Annotated in this window: 14 protein-coding genes; 11 read left to right on the forward strand and 3 right to left on the reverse strand. The window is 53.7% G+C overall.

Going from position 1 to position 18,058, the window contains the following annotated elements; genetic code table 11:
• Positions 1-151 precede the first annotated feature (151 nt).
• Positions 152-436 carry a hypothetical protein gene (locus BN3772_RS03450; protein ID WP_042196670.1) on the forward strand — a complete coding sequence of 95 codons (285 nt, stop codon included), beginning with the start codon at positions 152-154 and terminating at the stop codon, positions 434-436.
• Here BN3772_RS03450 and BN3772_RS03455 read toward each other — a convergent pair.
• The gene (locus BN3772_RS03455) at positions 433-1,590 is read right to left on the reverse strand and encodes a glycosyltransferase family 4 protein (RefSeq protein ID WP_042196673.1); all 1,158 of its coding nucleotides are present in this window, start codon (positions 1,588-1,590) and stop codon (positions 433-435) included. The two genes, BN3772_RS03450 and BN3772_RS03455, sit on opposite strands and share 4 nt — an antisense overlap.
• Positions 1,591-1,788: 198 nt before the next feature.
• Here BN3772_RS03455 and BN3772_RS03460 point away from each other — a divergent pair, with 198 nt between their 5' ends.
• From BN3772_RS03460 to BN3772_RS03470, 3 genes are all read left to right on the forward strand, one after another.
• Positions 1,789-5,868, forward strand: a complete 4,080-nt coding sequence (locus BN3772_RS03460) for a choice-of-anchor I family protein (RefSeq protein WP_042196675.1) — start codon at positions 1,789-1,791, stop codon at positions 5,866-5,868.
• Positions 5,869-6,011: 143 nt separating this feature from the next.
• Positions 6,012-6,422, forward strand: coding sequence for a VOC family protein (locus BN3772_RS03465; RefSeq protein ID WP_042196680.1), 411 nt, complete (start codon positions 6,012-6,014; stop codon positions 6,420-6,422).
• A gap of 217 nt (positions 6,423-6,639) precedes the next feature.
• Positions 6,640-8,469: a methyl-accepting chemotaxis protein gene (locus tag BN3772_RS03470; RefSeq protein WP_052380366.1), complete on the forward strand. Its 1,830-nt coding sequence runs from the start codon at positions 6,640-6,642 to the stop codon at positions 8,467-8,469.
• Here BN3772_RS03470 and BN3772_RS03475 read toward each other — a convergent pair.
• Together BN3772_RS03475 and BN3772_RS03480 are read right to left on the reverse strand one after the other, a co-directional pair.
• The gene (locus tag BN3772_RS03475) at positions 8,449-9,342 is read right to left on the reverse strand and encodes an NAD-dependent epimerase/dehydratase family protein (RefSeq protein ID WP_042196682.1); all 894 of its coding nucleotides are present in this window, start codon (positions 9,340-9,342) and stop codon (positions 8,449-8,451) included. The two genes, BN3772_RS03470 and BN3772_RS03475, sit on opposite strands and share 21 nt — an antisense overlap.
• Before the next feature lie 22 nt (positions 9,343-9,364).
• On the reverse strand, positions 9,365-10,111 hold the full coding sequence (locus BN3772_RS03480) for an RNA polymerase sigma factor (RefSeq protein ID WP_052380367.1): 747 nt from the start codon (positions 10,109-10,111) through the stop codon (positions 9,365-9,367).
• Positions 10,112-10,297: 186 nt separating this feature from the next.
• On the opposite strand from BN3772_RS03480, the gene clpP reads away from it, so the two are divergent.
• From clpP to nspC, 7 genes are all read left to right on the forward strand, one after another.
• Complete coding sequence (gene clpP, locus BN3772_RS03485) at positions 10,298-10,879, forward strand: ATP-dependent Clp endopeptidase proteolytic subunit ClpP (RefSeq protein WP_042196684.1); 582 nt, start codon at positions 10,298-10,300, stop codon at positions 10,877-10,879.
• 20 nt (positions 10,880-10,899) lie between these two features.
• Entirely contained in the window at positions 10,900-11,106 is a 207-nt protein-coding gene (locus BN3772_RS03490; protein ID WP_042175159.1) for a hypothetical protein, read from the forward strand.
• A gap of 143 nt (positions 11,107-11,249) precedes the next feature.
• Positions 11,250-12,905 (forward strand): helix-turn-helix domain-containing protein, encoded by a 1,656-nt coding sequence (locus tag BN3772_RS03495; RefSeq protein ID WP_042196686.1) that lies wholly within the window; start codon positions 11,250-11,252, stop codon positions 12,903-12,905.
• 89 nt (positions 12,906-12,994) lie between these two features.
• Positions 12,995-14,002: a FecCD family ABC transporter permease gene (locus BN3772_RS03500; protein WP_042196688.1), complete on the forward strand. Its 1,008-nt coding sequence runs from the start codon at positions 12,995-12,997 to the stop codon at positions 14,000-14,002.
• Complete coding sequence (locus BN3772_RS03505) at positions 13,999-15,042, forward strand: FecCD family ABC transporter permease (RefSeq protein ID WP_042196690.1); 1,044 nt, start codon at positions 13,999-14,001, stop codon at positions 15,040-15,042. Before BN3772_RS03500 ends, BN3772_RS03505 begins: the two co-directional genes overlap by 4 nt.
• 605 nt (positions 15,043-15,647) lie before the next feature.
• Positions 15,648-16,847 (forward strand): saccharopine dehydrogenase family protein, encoded by a 1,200-nt coding sequence (locus BN3772_RS03510; RefSeq protein WP_042196693.1) that lies wholly within the window; start codon positions 15,648-15,650, stop codon positions 16,845-16,847.
• 20 nt (positions 16,848-16,867) lie between these two features.
• Positions 16,868-18,004 carry a carboxynorspermidine decarboxylase gene (gene nspC / locus BN3772_RS03515; protein WP_425280409.1) on the forward strand — a complete coding sequence of 379 codons (1,137 nt, stop codon included), beginning with the start codon at positions 16,868-16,870 and terminating at the stop codon, positions 18,002-18,004.
• Positions 18,005-18,058: the final 54 nt, after the last annotated feature.

Below are 18,058 nucleotides of genomic sequence, written 5' to 3' on the forward strand. Positions count from 1 at the left end.
CATCTTCTATGGCAGAAGATCGGTCGGGCTCTGCTATTTATTATAGTAGGGAAGGGCAGATAGATGATGAGAGTCGTGACGGTCGGCGTGTAGCCAGTGGAGATAGAGGGAAGCATGCCCCTGATTCCGGCGAAGAGGGCCAATTGCCGAAATGAGAGGCAAAAATGCCTCTGATTCCGGCGAGAGCGGGCCGGATGGCGAAATGAGAGGCAAAAATGCCTTTGATTCCGCCGAAACCCGGCCGAACGGCGAAATGAGAGGCAAAAATGCCTCTGATTCCGGCGAGAGCGGGCCGGATGGCGAAATGAGAGGCAAAAGTGCCTTTGATTCCGGCGAGAGCGGGCCGGACGGCGAAATGAGAGGCCAAAATGCCTTTGATTCCGCCGAACCCCCGGCCGAACGGCGAAATGAAAGGCAAAAGTGCCTCTGCGGCTAAGCCGTGTATATCCCCGAACGGCCCTTCACACGCCGGGCTTCAATGACCTCCCCGTAGTCGCGGATCAGCCCGTCGAAGATTGTCTCCCAGGATAGGCTAAGCGCCAGGCGCCGCCCCTCCCGGCCCATCGCCAGCCGCAGCTCCGGCAGCCCGGCCAGCCTGCAGATGGCCTCGGCCATTGCCGCCGGCTGCTGGGGGCTGAACAGCGTGCCGCTCCGGCCGGGCACGACCAGCTCGCGCGGGCCGCCCGCATCTGCGGCAATGACCGGCAGCCCTGAGGCCATCGCCTCCAGTACGACATTACCGAAGGTTTCCGTAGCAGACGGAAACACAAAGATGTCGCTGGAGGCGTATAGCTCCGCCAGCTCATCCCCGTGCCTGCCGCCGGTAAAAGTGACATTCGCAGGGGCGGAGGCGCGAAGCTCCGGCAGCAGCGGCCCATCCCCGACGACAAGCAGATGGACGGCGGCAGCAACGGAGCCGGGCAGGAGACGCATGGCCGCCATGAGCGTTGCGATATCTTTTTCCGGAGCAATCCGTCCAACATATAACAGCATCAGCGGAGCCTGAATCCCGTAACGCCCGCGCACATTCTCTGATTGCTTCTCAGGGTTATATAAACCGCAGTCTACTCCCCTTGACCACAGCCGCAGCCCCGTAAAGCCGCGTGTACGCAGAACACCCGCCGTTTCCCGGGAAGGTGCCAGGATGGCGTCACAGCTGCGGTGGAACCATTTCATATACTTCCAGTAGAGCGGAATAAGGCTGGGCATCCGGTAATAGCGGAGGTAGCGGTCAAAATGAGTGTGGTAGGAGGCGACATGCGGGAGGTTATGTTTATGGGCGTAACGCAGGCCGTATAAACCGAGATTGAAAGGGGTCGCCAGGTGCAGCAGGTCGGGGCGGAAGGCGCGGAGCTCATTGTGAATGGAGGACAGCCCGGGCAGGGCCAATCTGCACTCGGGATACAGGAAAAAGGGGATGCTGGAAATTTTGCGTACCGGATCATCACAATCCTCTTCAGAAGCGGACTTTGGTGAAAACAGCAGATGCTCAATTCCACGGCGGTTCAGATGTCCGGTCAGCCGGTGAAGCGTACGGGCGACTCCATTGGTCTGCGGAAGATAAGTGTCCGTAAACAAGGCAAGACGCATCAATATCCCCTCCAGGACTTTAGTTGCCCTGATCATAGCAGGTGAATATTTGGCAGGGGTCAGCGGAATGTTAAGGCTTTTTTCAGGATCGGCCGGTTTGGCCCCGCACTTTACGCTCCGTTGATACAAACCCGTACAATCGCAAACACTCGTCCACTATAGTTATTTAAAAAATAAGCTAATAGGAGTGACAACGACTTGAAAAAATCAGGTACTACCATCCTCTCTCTGCTGCTTGCGGCCGAACTTGCACTTGTTCCCGCCTGGGGCGGAGCCCCTGCAGCAGCGGCTGCAGCACTGCCGCAGGGCACTCCGTATAATGCTGACGGCTCTTATAATGTTAACGTTCCTCATATTATTGTGAATCAGGTATATGGCGGAGGGGATGCAGATACTACCGGCGGTTATTTTTCAAGCGGCTATATTGAGCTTTATAATCCTCTGGACACGGATGTGGACCTGAGCGGCTGGTCGCTGCAATACTCTGATCCGTCGATGAACGGTGCCTGGAGCAGACTTGCGCTGAGCGGCACTATTAAGGCGCATTCTTCTTATCTTATTACGGACAGTAAAAATAACCCGACCTTCCAAAGCGATATCAGCGGCAAGGGTGATCAGACGTGGAGCGGGCTGCTTTTCAATAATAAAGGTGTAAAGGTGGTTCTGCTCAGCAATACCGATCTGCTGACTGCGGTTAATCCGTTCGAGAGCAGAAGCGCTGCCTATGTGGATATGATCGGCACAGCTGGAAATGACAAGGGCTCTGTAATCGACGGCTATGAAGGGGATTACCCGACAGGCAAGGAGGAGGGAACCTCCAAGCAGAAGTCGGTCCGCCGCGCAGATTTCGCGGATACGGACAACAACAAAAAGGATCTGAAGCAGATCAGCTTCGACTCGCTTGATGCGGCTGCAATGAATCTGATGAAGCCGCACAGTAGTAGGGATGGTGCGTGGGGAGTCAAGGCACCTGCCCTGGGCATAGCCACATCCGTGCTGCCAAAGGCGACAGCCGGCTCACAGTATACGGTTGCCCTGTCCGTGTACGGAGGAATCCAGCCGTATTCCTTCACCGCAGACGGATTGCCGGAAGGGCTGAAGCTTGATCCGTCTACAGGCACTATCAGCGGAACCCCGCTAGCGGCAGGGACCTCAACTGTGAGCTATACCGTCTATGACAGCTCTGCGGCTCCGGCCAGGGTGACCGGAACGCTGAGTCTTGTTGTGGGCAAGCCTGCACCTGATCCCAAGCAGGATCTGATCAGCGTAACCAAGATCGGCGGATATTCGGTCGGAACGACCAGTGAGGACGGCGGCGTGGCTGAGATTGTCCGCTATAACCGGGATAACGGCAGATTCTATCTGGTTAACGGGTCGGCACATCCCGCGACAGTAGATATTGTTAATCTTAAAGACGGACTGCACCCGGAGAAGGAGGCAAGCATCAACATAGAGGTGCTGGCTGAAACCGGGGGCTTTAGCTACGGGGATTTAACCAGCGTCGATGTGAATACGGCGACCAAAAGGATTGCAGTGGCTGTTCAGGAAGCCGATGCGATGAAGAACGGCAAAGTGCTTGTACTGGATTACAGCGGACAACTGCTGGAGACGTTTGAAGCCGGGATACAGCCGGATATGGTCAAATACACTGCAGACGGCCGGTATATCCTGACTGCTGATGAGGCGGAGCCGCGTACCCTGGCAGGCGATCCGGAGGGCAGTATTACGATTATTGATACCTTGACCAAGGCAGTAAGCCTGGTGAAATTCGATAATCCTGCTGTCATTGATGATCTGGTGCATATCCGCGGGGCAGCAGACCCTGAGACGAAGCTGATTACCGGCAAAGGCGCCAAAGAAGACGCTGTACGTGATCTGGAGCCGGAATTCATCGAGCTGTCCGAAGACCAGAAGACGGCTTATATCAGTCTGCAGGAGAACAATGCTATCGCTGCTGTGGATATTGCTTCGGGCAAGCTGCTGTGGGTGAAAGGTCTGGGACTCAAGGATCTGAGCCTTCCGCACAATGCGCTGGATCTGCAAAGGGATAACCTGATCAGTCTTGAGAACGTCCCGTTCTATGGTGTGTATATGCCGGACGGGATCAGCCAGTACACGGTCAACGGTAAAACCTATCTGTTCACAGCCAATGAGGGCGATGCAACGGAATGGGACAGCAAGGAGAATGCCAGCACCATCGGGAAAATGAAAGGCTTACTCAATCCTGAATCGGACGCGGCCAAATTCCTGGCCGGAACAACGAAGTATGACAGCGTTGAAGTCATGTCGGATATGGGCCATGACGGAATGTATCTGTATGGAGGCCGTTCCTTCTCCATCTGGGATGCTTCCAGCATGAAGCAGGTATATGACAGCGGCAGCGACTTTGAGCAGATTACGGCTGAACGCCTGCCGGCGTACTTCAATGCCAGCAACAGCAACACTACAATGGACAGCCGCAGTACCAAAAAAGGGCCGGAGCCTGAATATGTTAAGACCGGCAAGGTGGGCAATAAGGCGCTGGCCTTTATCGGGCTGGAGCGCATCGGCGGCCTGATGACCTATGATGTGACCAATCCGGAGCAGCCGGAATTTGTGAACTACATCAATACACGCGAGTTCACACCCAAAAATAATATTGAAACGGATACTGGTCCTGAGGGGATTGAATTTATCGCTGCAGCCGACAGCCCGACGGGACTTCCGCTGGTGCTGGTTGCCAATGAAGTCGGCGGTACAGTGGCGATTTACCAGCTGAATGTGACAACGCTAAGCTTGAATAAGGCAGTATTGTCCATGCAAGCCGGCGGTACTGCAGAAGTGCTTGCAGCAGATGTGCAGCCTGCCGGCGGAACTGCCGCAGAGCTAATCTGGAGCTCTTCCGATTCAGCTGTCGCTGCGGTTGACCAGGCCGGTAAGGTAACACCGCTTGCCGCAGGGACAGCTGTAATCTCCGTGTACAGTGCAGACGGCTACGGGCTGGCTGAAGCACAGGTAACAGTATCAGCCGCTAATCCAGTGGTCAGTCTGCCGGGCTCCGGTACGCCAAGCGGTTCAACCGTACCAGTTCCGGCTCCGGCAGCAGAACCTTCTGTCAGTCCTGCCGGCGGCAAGGCGGTTGTAGAAGTTGCGGCTGAGGTGGATGCGGAAGGGAATTCTTCCTATCCGGTCAGCCTGGAGGATGTGACAGCTGCACTGGATTCATTGAAGGGATCTGCGGCACATGAGCTGCTGTTCCGGACAGCTGCCGCAGATACAGCCGAAACGGCAGTGCTTAATGTACCTGCTTCAGTATGGTCTGAGATTTCCGCCAGTACAGTAGAAACAGTGACTTTTGCAAGCCATGGAGGTACGATCTCGCTGGACCGTGCTGCAATCACGGCAATCCATACTGCAGCAGCCGGAGAAGCTGTCAGTCTGACGGTTGCCAAAGCCGCGCTTGTATCAGCTTCAAGTCTGGTCGGTACCCGTCCTGTGCTCAGCCTGACAGTAAAAGCCGGAAGCCGGGAGGTTTCCAGCTTTGGTGCAGGCGGTGCTGTGGTCAGCATTCCCTACACTTTATCTGCGGGTGAAGATCCCAACGCGGTGGCTGCATATTATGTAACCGCGGCAGGGGCACTGTCTGTATTGCCTGCAAGCAGCTATGACGCTGCGGCTGGTGTGCTGACCTTTAAGACCCCGCATTTCTCGGTTTATGCTGTCGGCTATAACAAGCCGGTGTTTAACGATACCGTAAGCAGCTATGCCAAAGACTCGGTCACTTATCTGGCGGCGCGCGGCATTATTTCAGGAACCTCGGCAGGGCAGTTCGGCCTTAAGGCTCAGCTGAGCCGCGGAGATGCAGCGCTGCTGCTGGCCCGCCTGGCCGGAGCCGGATTGAACACAGCCGGAGCAGGCAGCTTTACTGATGTGCAGGCTGATGATTATTATGCGGCAGCAGTGAGCTGGGCCAGTGTCAACGGAATTGTGAACGGTACTGGGGATGGCCGGTTTAATCCTGAGGCTAATGTGACACGGGAACAGCTGGCGGTAATGATTACCCGTCTGGCTGAAGCGATGAACTGGAGCCTGCCGGTAAGCGCCGGTGCAGCTGCCAGTTTTGCCGATCAGGCATCGATCAGCAGCTATGCGATGGAGGCGGCCAAATCCGTACAGCAGGCAGGCATTCTATCCGGCCAGGCGGCAGCAGACGGCAAGGTTAACTTTGCCCCGCAGGCTTCTGCCACACGTGAAGAAACTGCACATCTGCTGGCTAAGCTGCTGAAGGCAGTACAGTAAAAGACTTTCCGCTTAGCGTGGTCCGGCGGGCGCCCCCGCCCTTCGGACTGCCCTGACCGGTCAGGCGGGTTAGTATTACTGTTTCGGGACATGCTATAATCTAACCGGAGTTCACTCCAATTCATGTGCGAGGTGATCAGCGAATGGGATTTCAGGCTGGACAGGTGTTTATAAATTTACCCGTAGCCAATCTTCAGAGATCTGTTGAATTTTTTACCGCTTTAGGGTTTGAATTTAATCCTCAGTATACGGATGAGAACGCAACCTGTATGATTATTAACGGCAATACGTATGCGATGCTGCTGACACGGGAGTTTTTCGGCACGTTTACGAACAAGACCATCATTGATTCTGCCGCTCACACAGAGGTTATTACCGCTATTTCTGCTGCAAGCAGGGAAGAAGTGGACGAGCTGGTGAAGAAGGCGCTGGGTGCGGGAGGCAAACCGTTCAACGACCCGGTTGATCACGGCTTTATGTATAATTGGAGCTTCCAGGACCCGGACGGGCATTTATGGGAAGTCATGTATATGGATGAAAGTGCTGCACAGTAAACCTATGTATTAAAATTTCAGGCAGGTGCCCGGTAAGGGTGCCTGTCTTTTTGCTATGCTGGCGGCTGCCTTGTGTTAACAATATTGCAACATATTCTTTACGGTACGAATACAAAACACCGCAGAGCCGTTAATATCCAGCTTCTACAATGAGAGCGTGGCAAATATTACATACATAACGATACAACCAAGGCTCTAAATAGAAGGGATGATAGGCTTGAAAAGAAAGATGCTGCATTTATCCATGAAATGGAAGCTGATTCTCAGTTTTACGGCGATTTCATTTATCTTTTTGGGAGTAGCGCTGCTTCAGGGGCAGAAAATTAGTCAGGTAGAGCTGTCGATGGAACGCCAGAAGTCGGAGATGGAAAAAAGGATTACCGTTTCGAACATCACCCAGCTGCTGCAGGAGCTGAACAGCCTGGAGACAGAGCTTGCAGAATCCAGTGACCTGGAGCTGGCAGCGCCGTATATGGACAAGCAGCAGAAGCTTGAAGCAGCTGTAGCTGAGATTGAATTCGATAAAGAAACCTCTGCGTGGAAGGATCTGCAGCTGCTGCAGTCGGCATTCAAAATGTACAGCGGTTATGTCGGCAAGCTGGTAGAGACGATGGAGGATACAAGCCTTGACCCGTTGACCGTGCTTGAGGAGATTGACGGTCTGCATACAAATGCGCTTGCTGTACATCAGCAGCTGCTTAAGATTAATTCGGCACTATATAAGGCAGCATCAGACAATGCAGACAATGCACAGGCGGAATCCTTCACCCTGCTGGAGCGTACCGTCTCCATTGTCTATTATGCTGCAGGTGCGGTAGTTCTGTTTATGCTGGTACTAGCTGTGCTGCTGATCAGATCGTTCCTTTCGCCGGTAGGCAAGCTTCAGCATGCACTGCGCAATATCGCGGAGGGAGATCTGCGCCAGCAGATCAATTCTCCGTACAATGATGAGCTGGGGCGTCTGAGCTTCCATTTTGACCACATGGTGACCCGTGTGCGTGAGATGCTGCGCCAGACGGTGCAGGTTGCTTCAACGCTTGCGGATTATTCCCGGTCTTTCCAGGAATCGTCGACCGTTACTGCGGATACAAATCAGGAAATTGTCAGAACGATTCAGGAAATTTCGGTAGGGGCGGATCAGCAGGCTGTCCAGTCTGAACAAAGTGCGGTGCTGCTGCGGGAGCTTGAGCGGGAAGTGGCTGAGATTACAGAATATACTGACAAAATGCTGGCGGCCAGCGGAATGGCTGATCTTGATGCACGTAAAGGGTCTGATACGGTAGGAGAGCTGCAGCGGATTTCAGAGCGCTCACGTTCCTCTGTAGGTAAAGTATATGAAGCGCTGGAGAAGCTGGTTGAGCAGTCAGGTGATATTTCGCGGATTACAAATTCCATTACGGAAATCTCCAAGCAGACGAACATTCTGTCATTGAATGCGGCGATTGAAGCGGCACGGGCAGGCGCGGCCGGGAAAGGCTTTGCAGTGATCGCGGATGAAGTCCGCCACCTGTCGGTACAGACCAGCGATTCTTCGATTCTGATCAGCCGGATTATCGGAGAGCTGCAGGAGAATATGGCGGACTTTGAGAAAGAAATGCTGGAAACGAAAAAAAGCCTGGAGCAGCAGGATTCCCAGGTTGCTGAAACCCTGGCCTCCTTCAAGGCGATAGACAGCTCGATTTCCGGAATCAGCCGGCAGATTACACATATTCACGGCAAGGTTGAGGAGACGCAGCGTATTAATTCCCGGCTGGGGGAATCCATTCATTCCGTGGCTTCCGTAGCCGAGCAGACGGCGGCAGGTGTTCAGGAAGTGAATGCAGCAAGCACCCAGCAGGATCAGGCTATTCACGCTATCGCAAGCCAGGCACTAGAGATCAGCGAGATTTCACAGCGGCTGTTCCGGGAAATAAATGTATTTAAAATTGGACAGGACGAAGAAGCCGCCAAGCCTCACGGCAATAGCGGCCTGGTACTCAATATGGACGAAGCCCGCAGCAGCAAGGAAGCGGATGATGAAGCCCTGCTACTGGCGATGGCCGAGTGAGGCATGCAGCACAGTGATAAGCTCTGGCAGCCAGCTGCCGAGCGGAAGGAATGTGAAGCCCGCGGTGCGGGCTTTTGCTGTACTCATATGCCACGATCCGGTAATACCAAACGGTGACATATCCTTATCCGCTGCCTGGCGCGGCGTAATAGCCTGTCTACCGGTGACTGCCTCAATCAGCGAGATAATCTCCCGGATGGCAATTGCCCCGTCTGAGCAGGCGTTAACCGGCCCGGTCAGCGAAGAAAAGCCCAGCCGGTACAGAAATTCTGCAGCTTCATCCGAGCGGATAAAGGAGATCAAGGCCTCCGGATCAGGAATGCCAACGGGTCTGCCTGCTGTAATCTGCTCGATATGAAAATGCAGCCGGCGCGTATAGTCATCTGTTCCGAGAACAATCGGAAACCGCACTGCCGCTGCCGGGAAGGCCGTCTGATTCAGCAGAATAGCTTCGGCCAGCCGTTTGCCCTCCTGATAGCTGAAGTTCTCCTTCGGGCCCAGCCGGATGGGATAACTCCCCGGGTCAAAATCGGCTTCATCCAGTATTTCCGGGCCGGGATCATAGACTGACAGGCTGGAGGTGAGAATGTACCGTCCGGCAGTTTCTGCGAAGATCCCGGCCGCTGCCGCAGCATCGTCGGGTGAGTAACAGATGTTGTCGTAGACAACATCAAAGTGCCTGCCGCCAACCGCTGCCGCCAATGCTTCCGTGTCAGACCGGTCTGCGCTCAGCCGTGTAACAGCATCCCCGAACTCATCTGCTGTCTGCCCTCTTGTCAAAATAGTAACCTGTGTATCTTCATCCTCCAGCAGCCGCTGAACCAGCCGTTTGCCGAAAAACCGTGTGCCTCCAAGTACAAGTATGCTTCTCATGATTAACCCCCTTAGCAGATTGTCAGGCAGCCATCCGCAGTCCCCCATGGATTCCGGTATATCCGGAAGCGGTGTGAGCGGACAGGTTGCGGGCTTGAACGGTACTGAAGCCGGTTGCCATTGTAACGCCGGCAGCCTTCTCCCGGCGCAGCAGCTCCAGCATCACAGGGACTTGCCCCTGCTCGTAAGCTTGGGCCAGTGCGGCCAGCAGCAGCCGGAAATCACTGTCTGCGGACAGGGCCGGCCCGTCCGCAGACAGTTCTGTGCGCACAGCTGTCAGAGCTTGCCTTGCCCGGTACAGCGCGGCTTTGACCGCCCCCTCCGTGGTATTAAGCTGCTCTGCCGTTTCCTGTGCCGGGTAGCCTAGCACATCGCGCAGCAGAAATACGGACAGCTGGAGCGGCGGCAGGGATTTCATCAGGGCATGAAATACCGTTTCGAGTTCGCTCAGGCTAGACTGCTCTTCTTCCGTGAGAGTATCTTCCGGCTGAAGCCCGCGCTCCATAGCACGGTGATGCGCCGATTTACGCCGGAGGCTGTCAATCCATGTATGTCTGGCAATCCGCAGCAGCAATGCCTGGCGGTTAGGACTCGCCGGCCATCCGCTGTAGCTCAGCGCTTTGGTCCAGGTGTCCTGAACCAGATCATCGGCCTCATGACTGGAGCGGGTAAGCGACAGGCAGTAGCGGCTCAGGGCCGTATGAAGCGGCTGCAGATTCTCAGCATCCGCTTTCCCGACAGTTATAACGTGCTGATCAAGGATTAGCATGTGCGGTCATCTCCTTTGTGGCAATCCTCACTGTAAGTTCAGTTCCCTCTATTATATAAGCGAATACCTCCTCATAAAAGATACGGGGCCAATCCGTTTTTTTTTCAGCCGGATACCGTATCCTTTTCCGGCATTCATCCGGTTACAAGATATCACTCAAAGTACAACTTTAAGGAGGTATGAAGGATGAGTGTTATCCCGTATGTAGTTGAACAGACAGGCAGAGGTGAGCGGTCCTATGACATTTATTCACGCCTGCTGAAGGACCGGATTGTATTTGTCGGTGCGGCGATAGATGATCAGCTGGCCAACAGCATCATTGCCCAATTGCTGTTTCTGGCGGCAGAGGACCCGGAGAAGGATATTCAGATGTTCATTAACAGTCCCGGCGGGTCGACTACCGCAGGGTTCGGTATTTATGATACGATGCAGGTAATCAAACCGCAGGTCAGTACGATCTGCACGGGATTTGCGGCATCCTTCGGATCACTGCTGCTGCTGGCCGGGGCTCCCGGCAAACGGTTCGCACTGCCTAACAGCGAGATCATGATTCACCAGCCGCATGGCGGAGCGCAGGGCCAGGCCAGCGATATTGCCATCAGTGCCAAGCGGATTCTGCAGATCAGGGAGAAAATCGTACAGATTACAGCAGAACGTACCGGCCAGCCGGCTGACAAAGTCGCAAAGGATATGGACCGCGATTATTTCTTGACGGCAGATGAGGCGCTGGACTACGGCATCATCGACAAAGTAATTTCCAGTTTATAATTGAAAAGGAGCTGATGGGCATGCTGCAGGAACTGATTGGACAGAAGGTGGCGGTACATTTTCTGGACGGAACCAGCGTTAGAGAAGGTGTGCTGGAGGAGCTTGATGAACGTTTTGTAAAATACCGGACGGAGTATCAGCTGCTGTATATCCCGGTTTCCTCTATCCGCGCGGTTGCGCTGGAGACCAAAGAGCGGGAACGGCCGCGGGTCGGATTCGGGCATTAAGGACAGATACAGGACGTAAAGAGACTATTCTTAAGCCAAGAGGCGCAGGAGTAGTCTTTTTTTGTGCATACAGGATTCCATTGATAATCATTATCAATTATACTGGAAGGACTTATAGAGTTACTGATGGTGGTGAGCTGGAAATGCTGGATGAGGAAATAAGAGACGGTCAGGAGCAGGAGCTGCCGGATTGGGAGGAGCTTGCCTTCCGTCTGCTGTCCGTTCAGGCTGTGAAGGGTACAGACGAGATGCATTTGCCACAGCAGCTTGTATTAACCTATGCACTGATTGTAGTGACAGGCGGAACGGTACAGCTTCAGGCTGACACCGGCCTGCTGGAGCTGGCAGCCGGTTCAGTCAGTCTGTGCATTCCGGGACAAACCTTCGGCACTGTGGAGCAGTCGGGGAGTCTGGAAATGTACATATTTTATTTTAATGTCTACAGGTACGGCGCAGCAGACGAAGGCAGCCGTCCCCTCAAGAATGCGCAGCTGCTTCCGCAGTCAGGGCTGCTGGCACAGATCCCGGTGCAGTCCATATTGACAGTGTGCAGCGAGCTGGCACAGAAGGAGGAAATGCAGCGGCGGAGAGTGAGCTTTCGGGCGCAGATTGCATTTCAGGAGCTGCTGCACAGTATCCGGGTGAGCGGACGGCAGCGGCCAAGGGATACGAATTATGCGCTGGAACAGGCGAAGCAGTACATAGAAGACAATTTCACCCGGGATTTAACCGCACAATCACTGGCTCAGGCCGCCGAATTCAGCCCTAAATATTTCAATGATCTGTTCAAAAGGAAATACGGTAAAAGTGCTCTGGATTACGCCGCTGAGCTAAGGCTGCAGCAGGCCAAACGCCTGATGGCAGAGAGCGGTGCGAAGCTGAGGGAGATCGCCCACCAGGTCGGGTATGCGGATGAATTCTATTTCAGCCGCAAATTCAAGAAAATGATCGGTGTGCCGCCCGCAGTTTATATGAAGAGCCGGCGCCGTAAGCTGGTGGCTTATTCCTCCTCGCTGCTGGGACAGCTGCTCCCGCTGAACTTGATGCCTTACGCGGCGGCTCTGCATCCAAAATGGACAGAGTACTACTACAGGAATTACCGGACAGAAATTCCTGTCCATATCAGCGCCTACCGCAGCAAGCAGGACTGGCAGGCCAATCTGGAGATCCTGCGGCAGGTTCCTGCTGACCTGATTCTGGCTGAGGACACGCTGCTGGCGGAAGAAAAGGCGGCACTGGAGCGGCTTGCGCCGGTTCATTATCTGTCCTCCGAGCCGGCTGACTGGCGCAGCCAGTTTCTGGAGCTGGCGGAGCGGCTGGGGGAATCCTGGCAGGCAGCGCAATGGCTGGCCCATTTTGACCGGGAAGCAGGCCAGGCCAGAGAACAGCTCCATGCGCAGATCGGCAGTGAATCTGTTGTGGTCATCCGGATGCTGTACAGTAAGCTCTATCTGCACTGCAGCCGCAGTATAGCCAGCATGCTGTATCAGGAGCTGCGGCTGCAGCCTGCTTATACCGGCGGAGGCGGCGTCTACAACATCCCGGTAACTCCAGAGGACATTGCAGCTATCGGTGCGGATCACCTGCTGATGCTGATCCGCAGGGAGAGTGATACGCTGAATGAGTGGAGCAGGCTGCAGAATGATCTGCAGTGGCTGAAGATTCCGGCAGTACAACGGCACCGCGTACATTTTCTGGCTTCAGACCCGTGGCGTGAACAGTCAGCCTATGCCCAGCTGCGTATGATCCGGGAGACCAGGCATCTATTCCTCAGCCATTCGTCCATACATGTTCCGTAATTTGTCCATGGAGCACCAGCCGGCGTACCGCTATAATCGGTAATGATAATCATTATCATAATTAGAGTACGTTAAAAGAGTGGGATGAGATGAAAAGAGCAGCCGGATTTAGAGCAGCCTCCCTGCTGGTGCTGGGAATTGTATTGATTGTATTAGTTAGTGTATTGTCCGTGCTTTACGGCTCCAAGGATATCAGCTACATAACGATCTGGAACGCGCTTGTACACTTTGACCCGGATAATATTGATCACCAGATTATTCTCACTTCGCGAATCCCCAGAGTTGCCGGCGCACTGCTGATCGGTGCATTTCTGGCAGTGTCCGGTGCGCTAATGCAGGGGATGACCCGGAATTACCTGGCCTCGCCCTCCATAATGGGGGTCAGTGACGGCTCGGTGTTCGCGGTTACGCTGTGCATGGTATTTCTGCCGGGGACCTCGTCAATGACAATGATTCTGTATTCACTTGCCGGCTCCGCACTTGGTGCAGCGCTGGTGTTCGGGATCGCCAAGCTGGTTCCAGGCGGTTCTTCGCCGCTGGCAATGGCTGTCCTCGGGACTATAATCGGCACCTTTCTCAGCGGAGTGTCCCAGGCGCTTTCCGTTTATTTTCAGGTCTCACAGGATATCAGCTTCTGGTATAATGCCCGGCTGCATATGATGGACCCGGCAGTAATCAAGCTGGCGATTCCGTTTGCGGTTGCCGGTCTGACACTGGGCATGCTGATGTCCCGTCCGGTTACCATGCTGTCGCTCGGTGAAGAAACGGCAGCGGGGCTTGGGCTCAAGGTCACTGCCGTTAAGGGGCTGACGATGCTGAGCGTCGTCCTTCTGACGGGCATCTCGGTGGCGATCGCCGGGAAAATCGCCTTCATAGGTCTAATTATTCCGCATATTACACGGCTGCTGATCGGACAGGATTACCGCAAAATCATTCCGTTCGCCGCATTCTTCGGGGCGCTGTTCCTGGCAGCGTGTGACCTGATCAGCCGGTTTATCAATTATCCGTTCGAAACGCCGGTCGGCGTCGTTACCGCAATCTTCGGTGTGCCGTTCTTCCTCTATCTGGTGAAGACGAGAGGGGGCAGCCAGGCATGAGCAAGCCTTCTCTTACACCGCAGTCCAAACAGGGCAGATTCTGGTTGCTGTTCCTGCTGTTCGGCCTGCTGACCCTGGCCGGGGTCTATATCAGCCTTACCAACGGTACCTTCGACCTTACGGTTAAGGATGTTGTCCGTACCCTGCTGCGGATTAATCCGGTCGAGGACTATGATCTGGTTATCTTTGAATTCCGACTGCCGCGTATTGTCCTCGGTGCGCTTGTCGGGTTCGGGCTAGGCATCGCTGGAGCCGTACTGCAGGGAATCTCGCGCAATACGCTGGCTGACCCGGGCATTCTGGGTATTCATGCCGCCGCCGGGGCATTCGTAGTGCTGTTCATGTTCTTTACAGCAGGCACCATGCAGGCACCGGCCTGGCTGTCGGTGCTGTCCATGCCGATGTTCGGATTCATCGGAGGACTGATCGCGGTTATCCTGCTGTTCGTGTTCGCCAGATCGCACGGCGAGTTCCATCCGCAGCAGCTGATTCTGGTGGGGATCGCACTGGCATCAGGATTCGGGGCGGTTACGCTGTATATCTCACTCAAGATGGACCCGCAGAACTTTGAAATGGCAACCGTATGGCTTTCCGGAAGCATCAGTAATGCGAACTGGCGGCAGATAATGTCCACGCTGCCCTGGCTGGTCATCCTAACGCCAATAATATGGCGGAGAGGCGCAGTGCTGGATCTGATGCAGCTTCATGAAGTAAGCGTGAAGGGCGTCGGCGTTGCAACCGGCAGGGAAAGGCAGATTCTGCTGTTATGCTGCGTCGGGCTGGTCAGTGCCTGTGTATCTGTGTCGGGCAGCATCGGGTTTGTGGGGCTGATTGCCCCGCATATTGCAAGGCGCCTGATCGGCAACACCTATAGATACATTATTCCGTTATGCGGGATGATTGGCATGCTAATGGTCGTGCTGGCTGACTTTATCGGCAAGACTGTATTCGCCCCGGCTCAGCTGCCGGTCGGCATTGTAATTTCTATTATCGGGGTCCCTTACTTTATCCTGCTGCTGTTCAAGGCACGGGTAAGATAAGTGATCCTGCAGGGTGGCTCAAGCGGCTGGGAACAGCGCGTTTGAGCTTTTTTTGTAGCATATGGAGGAATCGGATTCCTGCTGTTACACATACTATGCCTAACTAAATCCGCTTAGACAGGCGGACTCTAGCGCGGACAGCGGAGCAAGAAGCCGTTAACGGACAGCCAAAACGGGTAAAGATAACTAGTGCGCCTGGATGCCGGAGGTGAGCCTGTAGTTTGATTTTGAAATAATTTCGTATGAAGAAAGGCGCTGCTGTGATACAATAGCCTAGTTGTCCTTCTTGCCTAATATGATGGTATGACAAGCTGCTGCTTCTGAGAGGATATGTTTATAAAAACTCAGGAAAACGAAGCATAAGCGCGCATTTACATGTGTTCAGGAGTATTAACGGGATAATTGCGAGATTTTACAGACTATGTATCAATTTTTGTCGTTTTTTATTGATTTGTTGAGAATGTTTCTGTATAATCAGCCTTGTTGATTTTTCATAGGATGTAGCCTGCCCAAGCTTGATGAAACGAAACGACTGACAACGAAACGGATCCAGAGCAGCAAGGCTAATAACTAATAACTTAAGCAAATTTAGGGGGTTATTAATTGTGGGAAAAGCGTTAATTATTGGCGCTGGCGGTGTAGCAAGCGTTGTTGTTCATAAATGCTGCCAGAACCCGGATGTATTCGAAGAGATCTGTATTGCCAGCCGTACGGTGTCGAAATGCGATGCTCTTAAGGAGAAACTGGATGGCGGCCAGACGAAGATTTCTACGGCTCAGCTTGATGCGGACAACACGGAAGAGGTTATTGAACTGATCAAGAGCTTCCAGCCGGATGTCGTGATTAATGTGGCTCTCCCATACCAGGATCTGACGATCATGGATGCTTGCCTGGCTACCGGAGTGCATTATGTAGATACAGCTAACTACGAACCGCAGGATACTGCAAAATTCGAGTATTCCTGGCAGTGGGCGTACAAGGAAAGATTTGAGAAGGCCGGTATTACAGCACTCTTGGGCAGCGGCTTTGACCCTGGCGTAACCGGTGTGTTCACTGCGTATGCCCAGAAGCATTATTTTGACGAAATTCACACGATTGATATCGTTGATGCGAACGCCGGCGACCACGGTTACCCGTTTGCCACCAACTTCAATCCAGAGATCAATATCCGCGAAATTACTGCTAACGGACGTTATTTCGAGAACGGTGAGTGGATTGAAACAGCTCCGCTGTCCGAGAAGAAAGTCTACGATCTCCCGGAGATCGGCCCTAAGGATATTTACCTGCTGTACCATGAAGAGCTGGAATCCCTGGCTGTTAATATTAAAGGCGTAAAGAAAATCCGCTTCTGGATGACTTTCTCGCAGAACTATCTGACTCACCTGAAGGTGCTTGAGAATGTCGGTATGACTTCAATTGAGCCGATTGTGTATGAAGGCAAAGAGATCATTCCTTTGCAGTTCCTGAAGGCGATTCTGCCTGACCCGGCTTCCCTTGGACCAAGAACCAAAGGTAAAACCAACATCGGCTGTATCATTCAGGGTACGAAAGACGGCCAGCCAAAAACATATTATGTCTACAATGTCTGTGATCATGAAGAATGCTACAGAGAAGTGGGCTCCCAGGCTATCTCCTACACAACCGGTGTTCCTGCCATGATCGGGGCTATGATGATTATCAAGGGCATCTGGAACAAGCCGGGCGTGCACAACATCGAAGAGTTCGATCCAGACCCGTTCATGGATGCTCTTAACAAACACGGTCTGCCTTGGCAAGAAGATTTCTCGCCAACGCTGCTGGACTAGGGCGTAAGGCAATGAAAGAGATCGATATCGACATCAGCACACTGCCGTCACCTGCCTATCTTGTTGATGAGCGGCTGCTCAAGAAGAACCTGGAGACCCTTAACTACGTTCAGGAGCGCACCGGAGCGAAGATCCTTCTCGCGCAAAAAGGCTTCTCCATGCATGCACTGTACCCGCTGGTCGGCAAGTATCTGCATGGTGTAACCTCCAGCTCCCTGTTCGAAGCCCGTCTGGGCTTCGAGGAGATGGGCAAGGAAGTGCATGTCTATGCACCGGCCTACATGGACCGTGAGTTCACCGAGCTGCTTGGCTATACCGACCACATTGTGTTCAACTCGTTTGACCAGTGGAGCCGGTTCAAGGACCGCGTACAGAATGCCGGCAAGCCAATCAGCTGCGGTATCCGTGTCAATCCGGAATACTCTGAGATTGAAGTGCCGCTGTACGACCCTTGCTTCAACTACTCACGTATGGGTGTAACCCTGCCGAACTTCCGTCCGGAAGAGCTTGACGGCATTGATGGGCTGCATTTCCACACGATGTGTGAGCAGAACTCCGACACTCTTGAGCGCACACTCAAGGTTGTAGAAGAGAAGTTCGGGCAGTATCTGCACGGCATGAAATGGCTCAACTTCGGCGGCGGCCATCATATTACCCGTGAAGATTATGACCTGGAGACACTGATCAAGTGTATCCTTCATATGAAAGAAACCTATAATGTACAGATCTACCTGGAGCCGGGCGAAGCGGTTGCGCTGAATACCGGGTACCTTGTAGCTACCGTACTGGATACGATGCATAACGGCATGGACATTGCCATTCTCGACACTTCGGCTGAATGCCATATGCCCGACGTGCTCGCTATGCCATACCGGCCGAACATCATCGGCTCCGGGCAGCCTGGAGAATATCCGTACACGTACAGGCTCGGCGGCATGACCTGCCTGGCCGGCGACATTATCGGGGATTATTCCTTCCCTGAACCGCTGAAATACGGTGATAAGCTGGTTTTCCTCGACATGGCGATCTATTCCATGGTGAAGAACCATATGTTCAACGGCGTGAACCTGCCGGCTATTGCTTCATACAATGATGAAGAAGGCCTGAAGATCATCCGCGAGTTTGAATACAGTGACTTCAGCGGCCGTTTGTCTTAATTCTTTTTTATATTAGAGTGCCCTGCAAGCCGGCTGGAGTTGGCTTGCGGGGCG

It is taken from the genome of Paenibacillus camerounensis (assembly GCF_000723885.1).
GTDB classification, from domain to species: Bacteria; Bacillota; Bacilli; order Paenibacillales; family Paenibacillaceae; genus Paenibacillus_AQ; species Paenibacillus_AQ camerounensis.

Excerpts from the sequence above, each read along its gene's own strand:
- BN3772_RS03490 (WP_042175159.1), top strand. The coding sequence starts at position 10,900 with ATGCTGCAGGAACTGATTGGACAGAAGGTGGCGGTACATTTTCTGGAC.
- BN3772_RS03480 (WP_052380367.1), bottom strand. The coding sequence starts at position 10,111 with ATGCTAATCCTTGATCAGCACGTTATAACTGTCGGGAAAGCGGATGCT.
- clpP (WP_042196684.1), top strand. The coding sequence starts at position 10,298 with ATGAGTGTTATCCCGTATGTAGTTGAACAGACAGGCAGAGGTGAGCGG.
- BN3772_RS03465 (WP_042196680.1), top strand. The coding sequence starts at position 6,012 with ATGGGATTTCAGGCTGGACAGGTGTTTATAAATTTACCCGTAGCCAAT.
- BN3772_RS03455 (WP_042196673.1), bottom strand. The coding sequence starts at position 1,590 with ATGCGTCTTGCCTTGTTTACGGACACTTATCTTCCGCAGACCAATGGA.
- BN3772_RS03450 (WP_042196670.1), top strand. The coding sequence starts at position 152 with ATGAGAGGCAAAAATGCCTCTGATTCCGGCGAGAGCGGGCCGGATGGC.
- BN3772_RS03475 (WP_042196682.1), bottom strand. The coding sequence starts at position 9,342 with ATGAGAAGCATACTTGTACTTGGAGGCACACGGTTTTTCGGCAAACGG.
- BN3772_RS03500 (WP_042196688.1), top strand. The coding sequence starts at position 12,995 with ATGAAAAGAGCAGCCGGATTTAGAGCAGCCTCCCTGCTGGTGCTGGGA.
- BN3772_RS03495 (WP_042196686.1), top strand. The coding sequence starts at position 11,250 with ATGCTGGATGAGGAAATAAGAGACGGTCAGGAGCAGGAGCTGCCGGAT.
- BN3772_RS03505 (WP_042196690.1), top strand. The coding sequence starts at position 13,999 with ATGAGCAAGCCTTCTCTTACACCGCAGTCCAAACAGGGCAGATTCTGG.